This is a genomic window from Methylorubrum aminovorans, from assembly GCF_022179725.1.
Taxonomy (GTDB): domain Bacteria; phylum Pseudomonadota; class Alphaproteobacteria; order Rhizobiales; family Beijerinckiaceae; genus Methylobacterium; species Methylobacterium aminovorans.
Genome location: NZ_BPRC01000001.1, coordinates 1 through 17,316, shown reverse-complemented (window position 1 = coordinate 17,316; position 17,316 = coordinate 1). Strand labels below are relative to the sequence as shown.

Here is a 17,316-nt window from a genome sequence, read left to right as displayed (position 1 = left end):
CTCTCCGAAGCTCGTGGCGAGGGTCGTCTCTCAGAAACGCCCTGCCGGATGCAGGGCCGATCGAGGCGCGCTGAGAAGATTATTTTCTATCAGGGGCAACGATCCGTCCTGAGGACCGTTGCCGGTTCATTCGCGCCGCAGCACAGGATTGCGTGTGCAGCGGCTGCAGCGCCTTGACAGCGTTCGTTATAGCGAACATTTCAGAGCTCCGACAAGCAGGCAATTCGATTTTACGCACATGACCACTGCCCTCGTTCGGGCGGCCGGGGATCTCGCCAGGGAGATGGCGGGGCTGGACCTCCGGGGGCGCATCCGCCTCGTGGAGGACCGCATCCCGGGTCGGCTCGTCTTCACCACCAGTCTCGGCATCGAGGATCAGGCGCTCACGCACGCGCTCGCCCTGAACAAGGGCCGCACGGAGATCGTGACGCTCGATACCGGCCGGCTCTTCCCCGAGACCTACGACGTCTGGACCGAGACGGAGGCCGCCTACGGCATCCGCATCCGCGCCTACGCGCCGGAGCGCACGGCCGAGGAAGACTTCGTCGCGCGTGAGGGCATCAACGGCTTTCGCCACTCGGTCGCCGCGCGGCAGGCCTGCTGTGGCTTCCGAAAGGTCGAGCCGCTCGGACGCGCCCTCGAAGGCGCGACGGCGTGGTTCACCGGGCTTCGCGCCGGTCAATCGGCCAACCGGGCCGACACGCCGCTGGCCGAGGCCGACGAGGGTCGCGGCCTGATCAAGGTCAACCCGCTCGCCGACTGGACGCGGGCCGACGTCGACGCCTTCGTGCGCGAAAACTTCATCCCCTACAACACCCTGCACGACCGCGGCTTCCCGTCCATCGGCTGCGCGCCATGCACCCGCGCCGTGAAGATCGGCGAGGACGAGCGGGCCGGCCGCTGGTGGTGGGAGCAGGAATCCAAGAAGGAATGCGGCCTGCATCTGCACAGGCCCGAAAGCGACGTGGCGCCCGGTCAGGAAGCCGCCGCTTTCGAGGAGCCGGCCGGTGCCGCGGCCGCACGCGAACACAGAAGGGAACTGGTCTGATGAGCGCCGTTGCCGCGCCCGCGCGCACCCGCCTGACGCATCTCCAGCGTCTCGAGGCCGAGAGCATCCACATCTTCCGGGAGGCGGTCGCCGAGGCCGAGAACCCGGTGATGCTCTACTCGATCGGCAAGGACTCGTCCGTCCTACTGCATCTGGCGCTGAAGGCCTTCGCGCCGGGGCGCCTGCCGTTCCCCTTGATGCACATCGACACCACCTGGAAGTTCCGCGAGATGATCGCCTTCCGCGATCGGCGCGCCAAGGAACTCGGCCTCGAACTGATCGTGCACACGAATCAGGACGGACTCGCCAAGGGCATCGGCCCGGTGAGCCACGGCTCCGAGGTGCATACCGACGTGATGAAGACGCAGGCCCTGCGGCAGGCGCTCGACAAGTACAAGTACGACGTGGCCTTCGGCGGCGCTCGCCGCGACGAGGAGGCGAGCCGGGCCAAGGAGCGCATCGTCAGCTTGCGCAACGCGCAGCATCGCTGGGACCCGAAGCGCCAGCGCGCCGAGCCGTGGCACCTCTACAATTTCAAGAAGCGGCGCGGCGAGTCCTTCCGCGTGTTCCCGCTCTCGAACTGGACCGAGCTCGATATCTGGCTCTACATCGAGCAGGAAAACATCCCGATCGTGCCGCTCTATTTCGCGGCCGAGCGGCCGGTGGTCGAGCGCGACGGCCAGCTCATCATGGTCGATGACGACCGCTTCCCGCTGGAGCCGGGCGAGACCCCGCAGCAGCGGCAGGTCCGGTTCCGTACGCTCGGCTGCTACCCGCTGACCGGCGCGGTCGAGAGCCCGGCCGCGACCCTGCCGGAGATCATCGGCGAGACGCTGGCCGCCCGCACCTCGGAGCGCCAGGGCCGGGTCATCGACAAGGACGGCGCCGGCGCCATGGAACGCAAGAAGCAGGAGGGTTACTTCTGATGACGATCCATCAGTCCCCGGAAGCGTTCGGCTACGACGCCTTCCTGCACAAGCACCAGTCCAAGGAAGTGCTGCGCTTCATCACCTGCGGCTCGGTCGATGACGGCAAGTCGACCCTGATCGGGCGGCTCCTGCACGACACCAAGCAGATCTTCGACGATCAGGTCACCGCGCTTCAGCGCGATTCGCGCAAGCACGGCACGCAGGGCGGCGAGGTCGATCTCGCGCTGCTCGTCGACGGCCTCCAGGCCGAGCGCGAGCAGGGCATCACCATCGACGTCGCCTACCGCTTCTTCTCGACCGACCGGCGCTCCTTCATCGTCGCCGATACCCCCGGCCACGAGCAGTATACCCGCAACATGGCGACCGGCGCCTCCACCGCCGACGTCGCCGTGATCCTGGTGGACGCCCGCCACGGGCTCACCCGCCAGACCCGGCGCCACGCGCTGCTGGTCTCGCTGCTCGGCATCCACCGCGTGGCATTGGCCATCAACAAGATGGATCTGGTCGGCTGGTCGCAGGACAAGTTCGAGGCGATCCTGTCCGGTTTCCAGGCCTTCGCCGCGCCGCTGAACTTTTCCGAGGTGCGGGCGATCCCGCTCTCGGCCAAGAACGGCGACAACGTCGTCCTGCCGGGCACCGCCGCGACTTGGTACGATGGCGTTCCGCTGCTGCGCTACCTCGAAGAGGTGCCGGTGAAGTCGGAGGAGCGTGCCGCCGCCTTCCGCATGCCGGTGCAGTGGGTGAACCGCCCGAACTCGGATTTCCGCGGGTTTTCCGGCCTGATCGCCTCCGGCTCCGTGGCGCCGGGCGATGCCGTCACCGTCGCGCCGTCGGGAAAGACCTCGACGATCGCCCGCATCTTCACCGCCGACGGCGATCTGGACCGGGCGAGCGAGGGTCAGTCGGTCACGTTGGTGCTGGCCGACGAGGTCGACGCCTCGCGCGGCGCGGTGATCGCCACCTCGGATGCGCCGCTGACGCTCACCGACAACCTCGACGTGCGCCTGTTCTGGGCCGCCGAGACCGATCTCGTTCCCGGCGCCAACCTGTGGGCGAAGGTCGGCACGCAGACGGTCAACGCGGTGGTGAAGGCGGTGCATCGCCGGATCGACCCGGAGACCGGACAGGCCGGCCCGGCGGACAAGCTCGCGGTCAACGATATCGGCGACGTGACCCTGACCCTCGATCGTCAGATCGCCGTCGATCCCTATGTCGAGAACCGCGACACCGGCAGCCTGATCCTGATCGATCGCGAGACTACAGATACGGCCGCGCTCGGCCTCGTCCAGACGGCCGTGGCCCCGGCGAAGGCGTCCGCACCGGTCGCATCCCCGACGGCATCGCAGGAACCCGCCCGCAGCGGCGGCCTCCTCGCCGGCATCAAGCGGCTGTTCGGCGGCTGAATGGGACACCCTGCCCTCCCCCTCTACGGGGGAGGGTTTTTCTGGCGGCCTATCCGGCTACCCGCTAGAACCATCCGATGACGCCCGCTCCCGATCCGGCCGCCGACGTGTACGAGGGCCGGGACGGCTGGCTGTTCCTGATTCGTGGCAACAACCGGGTGCTGCAACAATACGGCCGGCCGGGGGTCTCGCGGGGGACGCTGTGGCGCTGGCGGCGGATCATCGAGACCCGCGTGCGGCGCTGCGCCGGACTCGGCACGACCTACCTCCACGCGCTCGCCCCGGAAAAGCTCACCGTCTATCCCGAATGGGCCGAGGGGCTCGTCTTCGACCCCGCCCGCGCCCCGTCGCTCCGGCTCGCCCGCTGGCTCACCGCCTCGCCGGGCGCTCGCGCCTGGGTCGATCTCACCGGAGCCTTCCGGGCGGCGCGGGACGGCTCGCCGCTTTATCTGCGCACCGACACCCACTGGACGTTTGACGGCTGCGCACTGGCCTACCGGACGATCCTGTCGCGGATGGGCGTTCCGCCGCGCGAGGACATCGAAGCGCGGCGCGAGCGCACCGCCCTCCCCTTCTCGGGCGATCTCGGCCGCAAGTTTGCGCCCCATCACACGGAGCTTGCGGAGGGTAGCGCGTTCGCAAGCGCGGCCCGGCGCGTCCACGCCAACGATCTCCTGCGGGAGATGGAGGCGCTCGGGCGCGGCGGTGACGCCCATCTCGGCACCCACGCCGTGTTCCGCAACGATGACCCAATGGCCGATCCGCGCCGCCTCGTGATCTTCGGCGACTCTTATGCGCAGCACACCGCCCGCAGCCCGATCGCGACGCTGACCGCGCTCTTCGCCGACACGTTCCGAGAGGTGCATTTCCTGTGGTCGACGGGGATCGACTGGGCTTACCTCGAAACGGTCCGACCCGATTTCGTCCTCGGCGAGATGGCCGAGCGCTTCGTGATCGACGTCCCGCCCGCCAACATCCGCATCGAGCGGCTCGCGGAACTCGCCCGCGAGCGCAAGCTGATGGGCGAGATCACGGCAATGGATTCGCCGTCACCCGCGCCGCCTCCGCCTGGCGCGCCCGCATCCGCGCCTGAAGCCGCTGGCGCCGCGCCGCGATGACGGTGCCGTTGATCTCGCCGCCGAACAGGAACATCGCCGCGAGCCAGTAGAGGAACACGAGGAAGATCATCGCCGTGGCGAGGCCCCCATAGGTGGAGGCGTAGGCGTTCGAGAACCGGTCGAGATAGTAGCCGAAGCCGAGACCGGCAAGGAACCACAGGCCTAGCGTCACGGCGATGCCCGGCAGCACCGACAGAACCGGCCGGCGTCCGGCGGCCACGAATTTGTGGGCGATCACCAGCACCAGCGCGATCAGGAAAGCGGTGACGCCGATGCGGCCGATGGCAACCGTGAGCCCGAGCGGTTCGAGCCCCGGCGCCACGAAGACGAGCTGGCGCCAGATCAGCGGCCCGAGCACCACGAGGAGTGCGAAGGCCAGCATCGCAAAGGCGCCGCAGACGACGTAACCGATCGACTCGAGCCGGGTGAGCCACCAGGGCCGCATCTCGCGGATGCCGTAGGCGCGGTTGAGCCCGACCCTGAGCGATTCGACGCCGGAGGAGGAGAAATAGAGGGCCAGCAGCGCGCCGATCGTCAGCACGCCGCCGCGCTGCTCGGTGAGGAGCCGATGCACCTCGCCGACGATGGGTTTGGCGACCTCCCGCGGCACCGCGTCGAAGATGAGCGTACCGGCCTCGTCGGCCAGCGACTTGGTGCCGATCAGGCCTGCGAGTGCCGCGAGCAAAATCAGGAACGGAAACAGCGAGGTCAGCATCGACAGCGCGATGTGACTGGCGATCGCCCAGCCGTCATGGGCGACGAAGCGCTGCGCGGCCAGCCCCGTCACGTCGAGGATCTTTTTGAGGCGGCTCAAGGGGCTGGACCGGCGTCTTCTGGCTGAGTCGAGTCGGGCCGCTCCATACGGGCCATCGGAAGCGGCGCGTCAATCTCGGCCGATCTCGCTCGGCGATCCCACTCAGGCGGCCTCGGGTGCGGGCCGAGCATAGCCGCCCTCAGGTTTCCCCGATTGCGTTCAGATCACCCACGTGCTGCCTGCCGGGCGCCATGTCGAGCGTTCTCTCCAGCCTGATCCCGGCCGCCTTCGTGCTGATCTGGGCGAGCGGCTTCGTCGCCGCGCGCTACGTGGCGCCTTATGCCGAGCCGCTGGCCTTCGTCGCCGTGCGGCTGGCCCTGGTCGCGCTCGTTCTGGCGGGGATCGCGCTGGCCTTGCGCGCCCGCTGGCCGCGCACGATGGCCGGTTGGCGCGACGGTATGGTCGCGGGCGTGCTGATGCAGGGGATCTACGTGGCCGGCGTGTTCTGGTCGGTGCATCGTGGCCTGCCCGCCGGCATCGCGGCGCTGGTGGGCAGCCTCCAACCGCTCTTGACGGCGGCCGTGTCACAGCCGCTGCTCGGCGAACGCGTCGAGCCGCGGCGCTGGGCCGGAATCGGGCTCGGGTTTCTCGGGGCGGGGCTGGTGCTCGGGCCGAAGCTCGGTGCGGTCGATGCCGCCGGCATTCCGCCCGTCGCCCTGGCCGTTTCGGTCGCCGCCATGCTGGCGATCACCGCCGGCACGCTGTGGCAGAAGCGGAAGGGCGCCGGTGCCGACCTCGTCTCCAATGCCTGCCTGCAATTCATCGGCGGCACCGCCTTCGCGGTCCCGCTCGCCCTCGTCGCCGGCGAGACCCATCTGAGCCCAAGCCTCCCGCTCGGCCTCGGCATGGCGTGGTCGGTCCTGGTCAATTCGGTCGGCGGCATCCTGCTTTTGCTGGCGCTGATCCGGCGCGGCGCGGTGGCCGGCGTCGCCTCGCTGCTCTTCCTCGTGCCGCCGGTCTCGGCGGTAATCGCCTACCTCTTGTTCGGCGAGACGCTGACCCTGGTGCAGATCGCCGGCATGACGGTGGCGGCCGCCGGAGTCGGCTTGGCGAGCAGACCTCAGACGCGCGCAACACGGTGAACCGTATGATGAATTCAGCCTAAAGACGGGGGATGCGGCGATGAGAAACCACTATTGTGCCGGCGATCCGATCTATAAAGGAACCATCGATCCGCTTTCATAGAAGAGAGTCCCACATGGCCGCATCCCCCGCTGTCCAGCCCGCCAACGACCCGACCGATTTCGTCGCCCTGGCCAAGGACGCTGCCGCGGGTGCCAAGGCGCTCGTCGCCGAGGCGACCGCCCGCGTGAAGGCACGTGTCATGGGCCCCGAGGGCAAGCTCGATGCGGGTGCACTGGAGCGCGAGCAGCACGCCGCCCACGGCCTGTCCTGGCTCGCCACCTACGGCGAAGCGGTGCGCGAACTCGCCGGCTATGCCGAGCGGCTGCAGGGCGAGGGGACCTTCGGCCAGACCGAGGCGCTGCTCGTGAAGATCGGCGTCGGCGAGTATCTCGACCAGATGTTCGGCGGCATTCCGATGAGCCAGGGCGAGATCGTGCGTCCGACGGCGCTCGGCTTCACCAGCGCGGAACTTGCCTCCCTGCGCACGCCGGCCATCGATGCCGCAATCGCCGAGGGCAACACGCCGGCCAACCGCGCCGCGCTGGTGGCCAGGATCCGCGAGGCCACGACCTCGGGGGCGGCCACCATCGGCGTGTCGGGTCTCGACGAGGACATGGAGGCGATCCGCAGCGAGATGCGCCGCTTCGGCAAGGCCGAGGTGGTGGAGCAAGCCCAGGAATGGCACCGCGAGAACGCCTACATCCCGATGTCGATCATCGAGAAGATGGCCGAACTCGGCGTGTTCGGCCTCACCATTCCCGAGGAATACGGCGGCATGGGCATGCCCAAGGCCGCGATGTGCGTGGTCTCGGAGGAGCTGTCGCGCGCCTATATCGGCGTCGGCTCGCTGGGCACCCGCTCGGAGATCGCCGCCGAGCTGATCCTGTGCGGCGGCACCGAGGAGCAGAAGCAGCGCTTCCTGCCGGGCATCGCCTCGGGCGAGATCCTGCCGACGGCCGTCTTCACCGAGCCGAACACCGGCTCCGATCTCGCATCCCTGCGCACCAAGGCGGTGAAGGAGGGCGACGTCTGGAAGATCACGGGCAACAAGACCTGGATCACCCACCCCGTGCGCGCCGACATCATGACCGTGCTGGTGCGGACCAAGCCCGAGGAGAAGGGCCATCGCGGCCTCTCGATGTTGATCGCGGAGAAGCCGCGCGGTGACGACGCGAACCCCTTCCCCGTCGACGGCCTCTCCGGCGGCGAGATCGAGGTGCTCGGCTACCGCGGGATGAAGGAGTACGAACTCTCCTTCGAGGGCTTCTCGGTGCCCGCCGGGAACCTGCTCGGCGAGGTCGAGGGCAAGGGCTTCGCCCAACTCATGCAGACCTTCGAGTCGGCCCGCATCCAGACCGCGGCCCGCGCCATCGGCGTGGCCCAGTCGGCCCTCGATATCGGCCTGCGCTACGCCGAGGAGCGGGTGCAGTTCGGCAAGGCGCTGGTCGAGTTTCCGCGCGTGGCCGACAAGCTCGCGATGATGGCGGTGGAGATCAACATCGCCCGTCAGCTCACCTACTTCTCCGCCCGCGAGAAGGACGAGGGCAAGCGCTGCGACCTCGAGGCCGGCATGGCGAAGCTGCTCGGCGCCCGCGTCGCCTGGGCGGCGGCCGACAACGCCCTGCAGATCCATGGCGGCAACGGCTTCGCGCTGGAATACCCGATCAGCCGCGTGCTCTGCGACGCGCGCATCCTCTCGATCTTCGAGGGTGCCGCCGAGATCCAGGCTCAGGTCATTGCCCGCCGCCTGCTGGAGCAATAGGAACTATTAGTCCGAAATTTAGACGGGGCTTGACTGGGCCAAAACAGGCAATGCCTTGGAATCGGCCTGAATAGCCGGCTCATATACTTCCCTTCAACGAACGTCCTTTAAGCCGTGTTCCGATCCCCTCGGAGCACGGCTTTCGTTTGCCAATCCCGACATCAGATGCGCGTGCCGCCGCGCTGATCCAGCACTGGCGCAGTTGCCGCACCCGGCCTGGGGCGATGCCGAGCTACGACGACGTCGTCCTGGGTCGGCTCGGCCGTCTGGGCGACCGCTGCGCCCTCATCACCACCCGCGACGGCCGGGCCGAGCGCATCCTATGGGGCGGCGCGGGATTTCGAGACTGGTTCGAGGACGAGATCCACGACCGGCCCCTCAGCGGCACGCCCGACGAGATCCGCCGCCCGGTCGAGGAGATTGCGGTCAGGGCCCTGCGCAGCGGCGAGCCGGCGAGCGCGCGCTGCGACCGCATCACCGACGGCATCGTCACCACCTGGAGTCTTCTCGGCGTTCCGCTCGCCAAGGGTGGCGGAATGCCCCTCCTCCTTATCCATGTGGACGAGGAGGGCGTGCGCACCGAGCTGGTGCAGGCGATGTTCGGCGCAACGGGTCAGGGCCTGATGGCGGTCGGCGCCATCCGCGACGCCGAGGGTTCGGTGGTCGACTTCAAGATCGTCGCCGCGAACCAGGGCACCGCCGAAATCTTCAGGCGGCCGGCCGCGAGCCTGCAATGGCAGCGCCTCGGCGATCTCGTCCCGCCGCGGCTCGGCGTGACGGGGCTGTTGTCGGGCATTCTCGGGCGCACCGAGCGGGCCGTGTTCGAGACCGCCTTCCCGCGGGCCGACGGGACGATGCTGCACCTGAAGGTCGAGGCGCGGGCCATCGGCGACCTCATCGCCGTGGCCATGACCGATATCGGGGACATCAAGGCGCGCGAGGCCTCGTTCCGGTTCCTGTTCGAGAACAATCCGCTGCCGATGTGGCTCGTCGATGGGGAAACCGCTCGCTTCGTCGCCGTGAACGAGGCCGCGGTCAGCCATTACGGCTACAGCCGCGAGGCTTTCCTCGCACGCGGCCTGTCCGACTTATCGGAATCCGGCCTCTCCGGCTTCGCCCGCGACGGCGGCCTGCACCGTCACCTTCGGGCCGACGGATCGCTGATCGAGGTGACCTTGTTCGAGCGCTCCCTCGCCTTCGAGGGCCGCCCGGCCGTGCTCGGGGCGGCCATCGACGTGACCGAGCAGCGCCGCGCCGAGGCGCGCATCACCCACATGGCCCATCACGACGCGCTGACGGGCCTGCCGAACCGCGTGCTGTTCTCCGCCTGCCTCATCGAGGCCATCGCCGAGCACGCCCGCACCGGCGCGAAGGCCGCGCTGCTGTGCCTCGATCTCGACAAGTTCAAGTTCGTCAACGACACCCTCGGCCACCCGGCAGGCGACGCGCTGCTCCGGCAGGTGGCGGAGCGGATCACGGCCTGCCTGCGCCGGGAGGATCTGGTTGCTCGCCTCGGCGGCGACGAGTTCGCCGTTCTGCTGCGCAATCCCGACGCCGGAGCGGTGGAGACCATCACAGGCCGGATCATCGAGGCGCTGGCCCGCCCCGTTCGGCTCGGCGACCGGGACTGCCAGATCGGGGTGAGCATCGGCATCGCCCGCCTGCCGGAGCATGGGACCGAGTCCGATACCCTGCTGCGCAACGCCGACCTCGCGCTCTACCGGGCGAAGGCGGAGGGCGGCAGCCTCGCCCACTGCTTCGAGGCGGCGATGGACAGTTGGGCGCGTTCCCGGCGGCGTCGGGAGACCGACCTCCACGAAGCCTTCGCCCGCTGTGATCTCGCCCTGGCCTATCAGCCGGTCGTCGATGTCCGGGCACGGACGATCGTGGGTTTCGAGGCGCTGCTGCGCTGGCACCATCCCGCCGAGGGCATGGTCCCGCCGGCCGAATTCGTGCCGCTTGCCGAGGAGACGGGGTTGATCGTGCCGATCGGCGCCTGGGTGCTGCGGCAGGCCTGCGCCGAAGCCAGCCTCTGGGCCGATCCGGTGCGGGTTGCGGTGAACCTCTCACCGGTGCAGTTCCGCGATCCCGGTCTGGTCGCGACGGTGCGCGAGGCGCTCGCGCTGTCCGGGCTCGCCCCGCAGCGCCTCGAACTGGAGGTGACCGAATCCGTGCTCCTCGCCGCAAGCGAGGCCAACGTGGCGACGCTGCATGCCCTGAGGGATCTCGGCGTGCGGATCGCGATGGACGACTTCGGAACGGGCTACTGCTCGCTGAGCTACCTGCAGAAGTTTCCCTTCGACAAGATCAAGATCGACCGCTCCTTCGTGAGCCGGCTCGGCGAGGATCCGCACTCGACGGCGATTGTGCGGGCGGTGATCGGCCTCGGTGCCAGCCTCGGCATCGTCACCGTGGCCGAGGGCGTCGAGACCGAGGCGCAGTTCGCGCATCTGCGCGAAGAGGGATGCGGGGAGGTGCAGGGCTACCTGTTCGGCAGGCCGAGCCCCGCCACGGCAGCCCGCGCTCTGATGCAGCGCGAGCCGGATCTCGCGGCATGAGCCCGATCGCACCGGATCAGAGCGCGGGTCATCCGCCTCCTACTTGGTGATCTTCACCGAGACCGGGTCGCTCGATGGGAAGGTCTCCTCCAGCGCCTCGTCGAGGCGCTCGTCCTTCTCGTCCTTCGCGTTCTCGGGGATGGACTTGTCGCCCTTGCCGTCCTGCTGAAAGCCTTTGGACTTGGTCTCGTCGGTCGGTTGGGTCTTGTCGGACACGGTCACCTCACGGTCTGTCGTCATGCGCCGCCATCCATCTCTGAAGCGGCTGCGATGCGGACCAACGCGAGCGCGGCCTTCCTGTTTCGTTCAAACGCGCGTTCGGTGAGGGTCCCGCGGTCAGGGTCCCGCAGGCGCGGCGCCGTGCAGGCCCGGCCGTCCCGTCGGTTGCGGAACAGGACGGACTTCGCGCATCACGAGGCCGTAGACCTGCTCCAGCCGGTCGAGATGCGCATCGACACTGAGCGGGGCCGACCAGTAGCGCTCGTAGGCGCGCTCGGCCATGCGGGTGGCGAGCGCGTCGTCCGACATCCGGGTCAGGTGGGCGGCGAGCGCGCCGGGATCGCCGGAGCGGAACCAGAACCCGTTCTCGCCGTCCTCGACCGCCTCGCGCCCGGCGCAGGCGTCTGAGACGATGACCGGGCAGCCGCAGGCGAGCGCCTCGTAGACGGTGAGCGGCTGCCCCTCGTACCAGATGCTCGGGAAGACCAGCGCGCGCGCCCGCCGCATCAGGGCCTGCACCTCGGGTCCGGTCTTCCAGCCGAGCATGACCGCCTCGGGATAGCGGGCCTTCAGCTCCGCCGCGCTCGGACCGTCGCCGACGAAGACCGGGCGGAGGCCGGCCCGCCGCGCCGCTTCGGCGAAGATCGGCGCGCCCTTCTCGGTCGAGATGCGACCGACGAACAGGAAATCGCCGCGCCCCTCGCGCTGCGGCGGCTGCCGCTCGACCGAGATCGGATTGTCGATCCGGTGGAACACCGTGCGGGGCGGCAGCAGCGGCGCGATCACCCGCTCCTGCAGCGCGCTGATCGTGACCACGTGGCGGAACAGGCCGGGCAGCCCGGCGACGTGCTCCAGGCCGAGATGGCGCACCACCCGCAGCAGCTTGCGCGGATAGGAACGCGCGTCGCAATTCGTGGTGAGGCAGGCCGCCGACATCGGCGTGCGGTGGCAGATTCGGTCGGCCGGATATTCGTAGAAGCCGCCGTTCGGGCAGACGAGGAAGAACTCGTGCATCGTGTAAAGGCACGGGAGACCCGAGCGCCGAATCGCCGTGCCGATCGAGGGCGAGAGCGCCTTGGCGAAGGCGTGGACGTGGACTAGCGTGTCGCGGGGATCGCACAGCCTCAGTTCCGCGGCGAGGCGGGCGGACGCGCGGGGATTCCAGATCGCCTGGGCGGCGAAGGCGAGCTTGTTCTGGGTGGTGGTGATGTCGTCCTGCCCGAGGCAGATCACCCTTGCTCCGCTCTCGGCCAGCCGGGGATCGACCGGGCCGACCGCGGCGAAGACCGTGACCCGATGGCCGCGCCGGCACAGGCCCACGGCCGAATCGAGAGCGACCTTGGCCTGGCCACCGTTGATGTGAGCATGGTCGAGAATGAGGACGACGTGCACGGCGGCTCCCTATCCTTCCCCACGCGCCGTTGCGAGAGCCGGTAACCCGCTCTCGCGACGATCCGCGAACGATCCCGTCCTCCGTTTACCAGCCGGCAGTTGATCGCCCGTAAACCCTTGCCGGTGGACGTTCGCCGCGCCGTCGCGGCCTCACCTGCGGAGCGCCGTCCTTGTCCGAGAACCGGATCCTCCCGCGCGACGACGCACCCGCCTCGGGGCGGGACGTCGCGATGCACGTGGTGATCCTAGCGGAATTTGCCGCCGCCAGCGGCGGAGCCGAAAAGGTCGCCGTGGAATCCGCCCGTGCCCTGGCCGAGGCCGGCGCGGAAGTGACCTACATCCAGGCGATCTGCGGACCCGTCGATCCGCTGCTCGACCATCCACGCCTGCGCCGGATCGAGCTCGGCCTACCGGACGTGTGGTCGCTGCCAGTATGGCGCGGGGCCGCCACAGGGATCTGGAACGGCGCGGCGGCCGCACGCCTGGCCTCCGCGCTCGACGGCCTGCCGCGCGCGCCCGATTGCCTGCACCTGCACCAGTGGACCCGCGCGCTCTCGCCCGCCGTGCTGCCGGTGCTGCTCGGCCGCGGCGTTCCGGTCGTGTTGACGCTGCACGACTACGCGCTCGCCTGCCCGAACGGCGTCGATTACCGCTTCGACCGGAGCGCGCCCTGCGCCCTCGTCCCGCTCTCCGGTGCCTGCCTCGCAGCGCCCTGCGATCCGAAGAGCCGGCTGCACAAGCTGGTGCGCGTCGGCCGCTCCGCCGCCCTGCGGGTGAGGCTGAGGCGGGCCGAACTCGATGTCGTCCATGTCTGCGACGGCAGCCGGGCACGGATGGAGGGACGGCTCGGCGCCCTGCGCGTGCGGCACCACCGCATCGACAACCCCGTGCGGGTGGAGCGGCAGGCGCCGGCGGAGCCGGCCGCCGGCGATGCCGTCGTCTATGTCGGGCGTCTCACCCCGGAAAAGGGTGCGGACCTCGTCGCCGAGGCCGCGCGCCGCGCCGGCCTGCCCGCGCTCTTCATCGGTGCCGGGCCGCTGGAGGCCCGGCTGCGGGCGGAGGGCGCGGAAGTGCTCGGCTGGTGCAGCCCGGAGGCGGTTGCGACGATCCTGCGCCGACGAGCGCGCTCCGTCTGCGCTCCCTCGCGCTGGTTCGAGACCGGGCCGCTCACCGTGTACGAGGCGCTGGCTCAGGGCATCCCCATCGTCGCCTCGCGGCGCTCCGGCGCCGCGGAGAAGGTCGTGGACGGCCGGACCGGCTTCGTTGTCGATCCGGAGGTGGCGGCGCTCGCCAGCGCATTCAACAGCCTCAAGGACGATGCCACGACCGCCCACCTCGGCCAGGAAGCCTACGACCGGTACTGGCGGGCGCCAATGACGCTTGCCGTCCACGCCCAATCCCTGCTGCTTCTCTATCGGCGACTGGAGGAAGAATACAATATGCGGCAGTGCGGCATGATGGGGTCCGCCGCGCTGCCCGCCTCCGCTTATTAAAGTGGCAGAACCCTTGGCAAGGGACGTTTCTTGTCACTATAATGCCGACCATCGAATCTCTTTGGGAACAGGTTCCCGCAGCTGAATCTGAATTTATAACAAAAGCATAAGCGCGGCCGCGATGTTGGCCGGACAGTGCTCATCACCTGTCGGAAACTGTCCTTGACTTTTATGTTGCACCGCAACATACGAGGTGCGGGCCGGTTAGCCGCGGGGAGGCCTTCAAGGTTCCCCGAAACCGAAATCTCCCGGTCCGTCTGACAGGAGAGACAGATGAGCACCCAGAGCTTCGAGATCCCCGCTGAGTTCCGTGACTTCGCCGACAAGAGCGTCGACCAGGCTCGCAACGCCTTCGGCACGTTCCTGAACGGCGCGGTGAAGACCTCCGAGCAGCTCCGGAACTCGGCCTCGACCGTCCAATCGACCCTGCATGCCGCGGTTCTCAAGAGCCTCGACCACGCCAAGGCGAACGCCGAAACCACCTTCGACTACGCGCAGCGCGTCGTGCGCGCGAAGGACCCGCGCGAGGCCTTCGAGATCCAGTCCGAGTTCCTGAAGACCCAGTTTGCCGCGTTCCAGGCCCAGGCCAAGGAATACGGTGCCCTCGCTCAGAGCGCCGCCCGCTAATCCGGTCCGGCTTCGGGCCATGGCGTCCAGGGCGCCACGGCCTGTTGCGGGAGCACGAGGCGCCGAACCCGCAACCTGCGGGCTCGGCACACCCCGTGCTCCGACGCTATGCTCCGCCCCAGCGCGCCATCGGGCTTCTGCAGCCGTCTCGGGATCGCGCTGAGGCTGAGGGTTTCGAACGAGGAGAAGGCCCATGTCGTCGAGCCGCCGTAGAGGACGCCCACCGGGAGCGCCCGCCAATTCCCAGCCGCCGACACTGACCGCGCCTCAATCCGAGGTCGCCGACGCGCTGCTGGCCGAGACCTCGGCCGATAAGGGCCAGGAAAACGAATCCCGGCCATCCGAACAGGAGCCGGAGACGGCGGTGACGGAAGTTCCGGCCGTCGAGGCCGCCGCCGAGCCGCCGGCCGGGGATGCTTCCGCCGAAACCGGTGCATCCTCCACGGAGCCGGCCACCGTTTCTGCCACCGGGTCTGCTCCCGTCGAGGCGCAGGCTGACGAGAACGATCAGCCCATCGAGCCGCCGGCTCAGGACGCGGTAGAGGCCGCCGCCGTGCCGGACGATGCACCCGTGGCACCGTCCGCTCCGGAGTCCCTCGTGTCCGGGGCGGCCGAGGCCGCGGCGGAGACCGCACAGACGGCGGTCGAGACGACGAATGAGACGCTCGCGCAAACGCTGGCCGAGACCGCGCTGCTGCCGGGTTTGGCCGAGACCAAGGCGACCAAGGGGGCCGCGCCGCAGTCGCACAGCGTCCATATCGGTGCGAGCTTCGCCTTCGTGCCCAGCTTCGCGCCCATCACCGAGATCAATGCCAAGCTGTTCGCCTTCGCCCGCGGCGAGGGCGAGGCCGCCCTCGCCCACATCCAGGCGCTCGCTCGCGCCAAGTCACCGGCGGAGGCGCTCCGGCTCCAGGTGACCGAGATGCAGCGCGCGGCCGACGCGTCTCTGACCTGCTTCAGCGAGATCGTCCGCAGCGCCAACCGCCTGAGCGACAGCGCCCGTCGGCACTGAAGCCGGCGCTCGCGCATCACCGGAAACGATCGGGGCAGTCGTCCGATGGGCGGCTGCCTTTTTTTCGTCCGCGCCTCTCCCGCCGCGCGGCCGGGTGAAGCGGGTGAGAGGGGTGCGCTCCCGCCCCTCGCCCCCCGCCGCGGCGGGGTCTACATAGCCCGCACTGCTCCAGCGACCTCCGGGAGACCCCGCATGCCGTCCTCGCCGCTTCTGCCGGCCTGCCTCGTATCCGCGCTGCTCCTCGCCGCCGCGCCCGTCGGCGCGCAGATGGCGAACACGCCCGGAAAGCCCGCGCCCGAGAAGGCGGCGTCGGATAAATCCTCGGACAAGGCGGTGCCCCTGTCGAAGGGCGAGATCCAGCTCTCCTTCGCCCCCGTGGTGAAGCGGGCGGCGCCCTCCGTCGTCAACGTCTACGCCTCGCATGTCGAGAAGCGCTCCGCGCGCTCCAACGCCATGGAGGAGTTCATGCGCCGCTTCTTCGGCGAGGACCGTCCGGGCCGCGGCCCCGGCGGCCCCGGTGGCATGCCCGGCGAGCGGGCACAGCGCTCCCTGGGCTCCGGCGTGATCGTCGATGCCTCGGGCCTCGTCATCACCAACAACCACGTCATCGAGAACATGAACGAGGTGAAGGTGGCGCTCGCCGACAAGCGCGAGTTCGAGGCGCAGTTCGTGCTGCGCGATCCCCGGACCGACCTCGCCGTGCTCAAGATCAAGAGCCCGGCCGACATCGCGCCGATGCCGATCGGCGATTCCGACCATCTCGAGGTCGGCGACTTCGTGATGGCGATCGGCAATCCCTTCGGTGTCGGACAGACCGTGACGCAGGGCATCGTCTCGGCACTCGCCCGCACCCAAGTCGGCTCCTCGGATTACCAGTTCTTCATCCAGACCGACGCGGCGATCAATCCGGGCAATTCCGGCGGCGCGCTGGTGGACCTCAAGGGCCACCTCGTCGGCATCAACACGGCGATCTATTCGCAGTCGGGCGGCAGCCACGGCATCGGATTCGCCATCCCCGCCAGCATGGTCCGCGCGGTCGTGGAGACTGCCAAGAGCGGCGGCAGCCTCGTGCGCCGGCCCTGGCTCGGGGCGCGGGTGCAGACGGTGACCCCCGACATCGCCGATAGCGTCGGGCTCGACCGGCCGACCGGCGTGCTGGTGGCGAGCATGCAGGCCAAGAGCCCGGCCGAGGAAGCCGGCCTCAAGCGCGGTGACGTGATCCTCTCGGTCGATGGTCAGAGCGTCGATGATCCGGAGGCCTTCGGCTACCGCTACGCACTGAAGGGCATCTCCGGCACGGCCGATCTCGGCATCCTGCGTGGCACCAAGCGGCAGACGATTGCGGTCAAGCTCGGCCCGGCCCCGGAGACGCGCCCCCGCGACAGCCTCAAGGTCCGCACCCGCACGCCGTTCTCGGGCGCGACCTTCGTCAACACCTCACCCGCGGTGAGCGAGGAGCTTCAGGCGGATCTGCCGGAGGAAGGCGTGGCGGTGACCGCCGTCGACGACGGCTCGCTCGCGGGCCGGGCAGGCTTCCGCAAGGGCGACGTGATCGTGGCCGTCAACGGCATGCCGATCGCCTCGACCAAGGATCTGGATCGGCTGACGCAGCGCAATCTCGGCCTGTGGGAGGTCGCGATCAAGCGCGGCGGCGAGGTGCTCACCTCGGTGTTCGGTGGGTAGAGCATCGCCTTAGGCCGCGTGGACTCTTGGGGTTCACGGACGGGGTAAGCGGTGCTTCAAGGCTGTCTTTTGGAGGACAGCCTTGAGCGTTCAGGATCGCTTGGTTCTCAGCGACGCGCAGTGGGAGCGGATG

General features: G+C 69.2%; 14 protein-coding genes. 11 read left to right on the top strand and 3 right to left on the bottom strand.

Annotated elements, in window-relative coordinates; genetic code table 11:
- The first annotated feature begins 238 nt into the window (after positions 1–238).
- The 4 genes from MFF24_RS00070 to MFF24_RS00055 all read left to right on the top strand — a co-directional run bounded on the left by MFF24_RS00070 (position 239) and on the right by MFF24_RS00055 (position 4,498).
- Positions 239–1,048 carry a phosphoadenylyl-sulfate reductase gene (locus MFF24_RS00070; RefSeq protein WP_238221491.1) on the top strand — a complete coding sequence of 270 codons (810 nt, stop codon included), beginning with the start codon at positions 239–241 and terminating at the stop codon, positions 1,046–1,048.
- Complete coding sequence (gene cysD / locus MFF24_RS00065) at positions 1,048–1,974, top strand: sulfate adenylyltransferase subunit CysD (protein ID WP_373322633.1); 927 nt, start codon at positions 1,048–1,050, stop codon at positions 1,972–1,974. Before MFF24_RS00070 ends, cysD begins: the two co-directional genes overlap by 1 nt.
- Positions 1,974–3,380 carry a sulfate adenylyltransferase subunit CysN gene (cysN, locus tag MFF24_RS00060; protein ID WP_238221488.1) on the top strand — a complete coding sequence of 469 codons (1,407 nt, stop codon included), beginning with the start codon at positions 1,974–1,976 and terminating at the stop codon, positions 3,378–3,380. The genes cysD and cysN overlap by 1 nt, the downstream gene beginning before the upstream one ends.
- Before the next feature lie 77 nt (positions 3,381–3,457).
- The gene (locus MFF24_RS00055; RefSeq protein ID WP_238221487.1) at positions 3,458–4,498 is read left to right on the top strand and encodes an alginate O-acetyltransferase AlgX-related protein; all 1,041 of its coding nucleotides are present in this window, start codon (positions 3,458–3,460) and stop codon (positions 4,496–4,498) included.
- Here the strand turns inward: MFF24_RS00055 and MFF24_RS00050 are convergent.
- A complete protein-coding gene (locus tag MFF24_RS00050) occupies positions 4,410–5,312 on the bottom strand; it encodes a YihY/virulence factor BrkB family protein (RefSeq protein WP_133089339.1) in 903 nt (300 codons plus the stop codon). The genes MFF24_RS00055 and MFF24_RS00050 overlap by 89 nt on opposite strands.
- A gap of 191 nt (positions 5,313–5,503) precedes the next feature.
- Between MFF24_RS00050 and MFF24_RS00045 the strand changes: the two genes are divergently transcribed.
- From MFF24_RS00045 to MFF24_RS00035, 3 genes are all read left to right on the top strand, one after another.
- Positions 5,504–6,394: a DMT family transporter gene (locus MFF24_RS00045; protein ID WP_133089340.1), complete on the top strand. Its 891-nt coding sequence runs from the start codon at positions 5,504–5,506 to the stop codon at positions 6,392–6,394.
- A gap of 116 nt (positions 6,395–6,510) precedes the next feature.
- Positions 6,511–8,199, top strand: a complete 1,689-nt coding sequence (locus tag MFF24_RS00040) for an acyl-CoA dehydrogenase family protein (RefSeq protein ID WP_238221485.1) — start codon at positions 6,511–6,513, stop codon at positions 8,197–8,199.
- A gap of 224 nt (positions 8,200–8,423) precedes the next feature.
- Positions 8,424–10,757, top strand: coding sequence for a putative bifunctional diguanylate cyclase/phosphodiesterase (locus MFF24_RS00035; protein WP_238221483.1), 2,334 nt, complete (start codon positions 8,424–8,426; stop codon positions 10,755–10,757).
- Positions 10,758–10,796: 39 nt separating this feature from the next.
- Here MFF24_RS00035 and MFF24_RS00030 read toward each other — a convergent pair whose 3' ends face one another.
- Together MFF24_RS00030 and MFF24_RS00025 are read right to left on the bottom strand one after the other, a co-directional pair.
- Positions 10,797–10,997 (bottom strand): hypothetical protein, encoded by a 201-nt coding sequence (locus tag MFF24_RS00030; protein WP_108940141.1) that lies wholly within the window; start codon positions 10,995–10,997, stop codon positions 10,797–10,799.
- A gap of 96 nt (positions 10,998–11,093) precedes the next feature.
- Positions 11,094–12,368, bottom strand: coding sequence for a glycosyltransferase family 4 protein (locus MFF24_RS00025; RefSeq protein WP_238221481.1), 1,275 nt, complete (start codon positions 12,366–12,368; stop codon positions 11,094–11,096).
- A 230-nt stretch (positions 12,369–12,598) separates the two neighbouring features.
- Between MFF24_RS00025 and MFF24_RS00020 the strand changes: the two genes are divergently transcribed.
- The 4 genes from MFF24_RS00020 to MFF24_RS00005 all read left to right on the top strand — a co-directional run bounded on the left by MFF24_RS00020 (position 12,599) and on the right by MFF24_RS00005 (position 17,183).
- Positions 12,599–13,861, top strand: coding sequence for a glycosyltransferase (locus tag MFF24_RS00020; RefSeq protein WP_238222851.1), 1,263 nt, complete (start codon positions 12,599–12,601; stop codon positions 13,859–13,861).
- Between the two features lie 273 nt (positions 13,862–14,134).
- Entirely contained in the window at positions 14,135–14,488 is a 354-nt protein-coding gene (locus tag MFF24_RS00015; protein ID WP_108940139.1) for a phasin, read from the top strand.
- Positions 14,489–14,681: 193 nt separating this feature from the next.
- Complete coding sequence (locus MFF24_RS00010) at positions 14,682–15,500, top strand: phasin family protein (RefSeq protein ID WP_238221479.1); 819 nt, start codon at positions 14,682–14,684, stop codon at positions 15,498–15,500.
- Positions 15,501–15,692: 192 nt separating this feature from the next.
- On the top strand, positions 15,693–17,183 hold the full coding sequence (locus tag MFF24_RS00005) for a DegQ family serine endoprotease (protein ID WP_238221476.1): 1,491 nt from the start codon (positions 15,693–15,695) through the stop codon (positions 17,181–17,183).
- Positions 17,184–17,316: the final 133 nt, after the last annotated feature.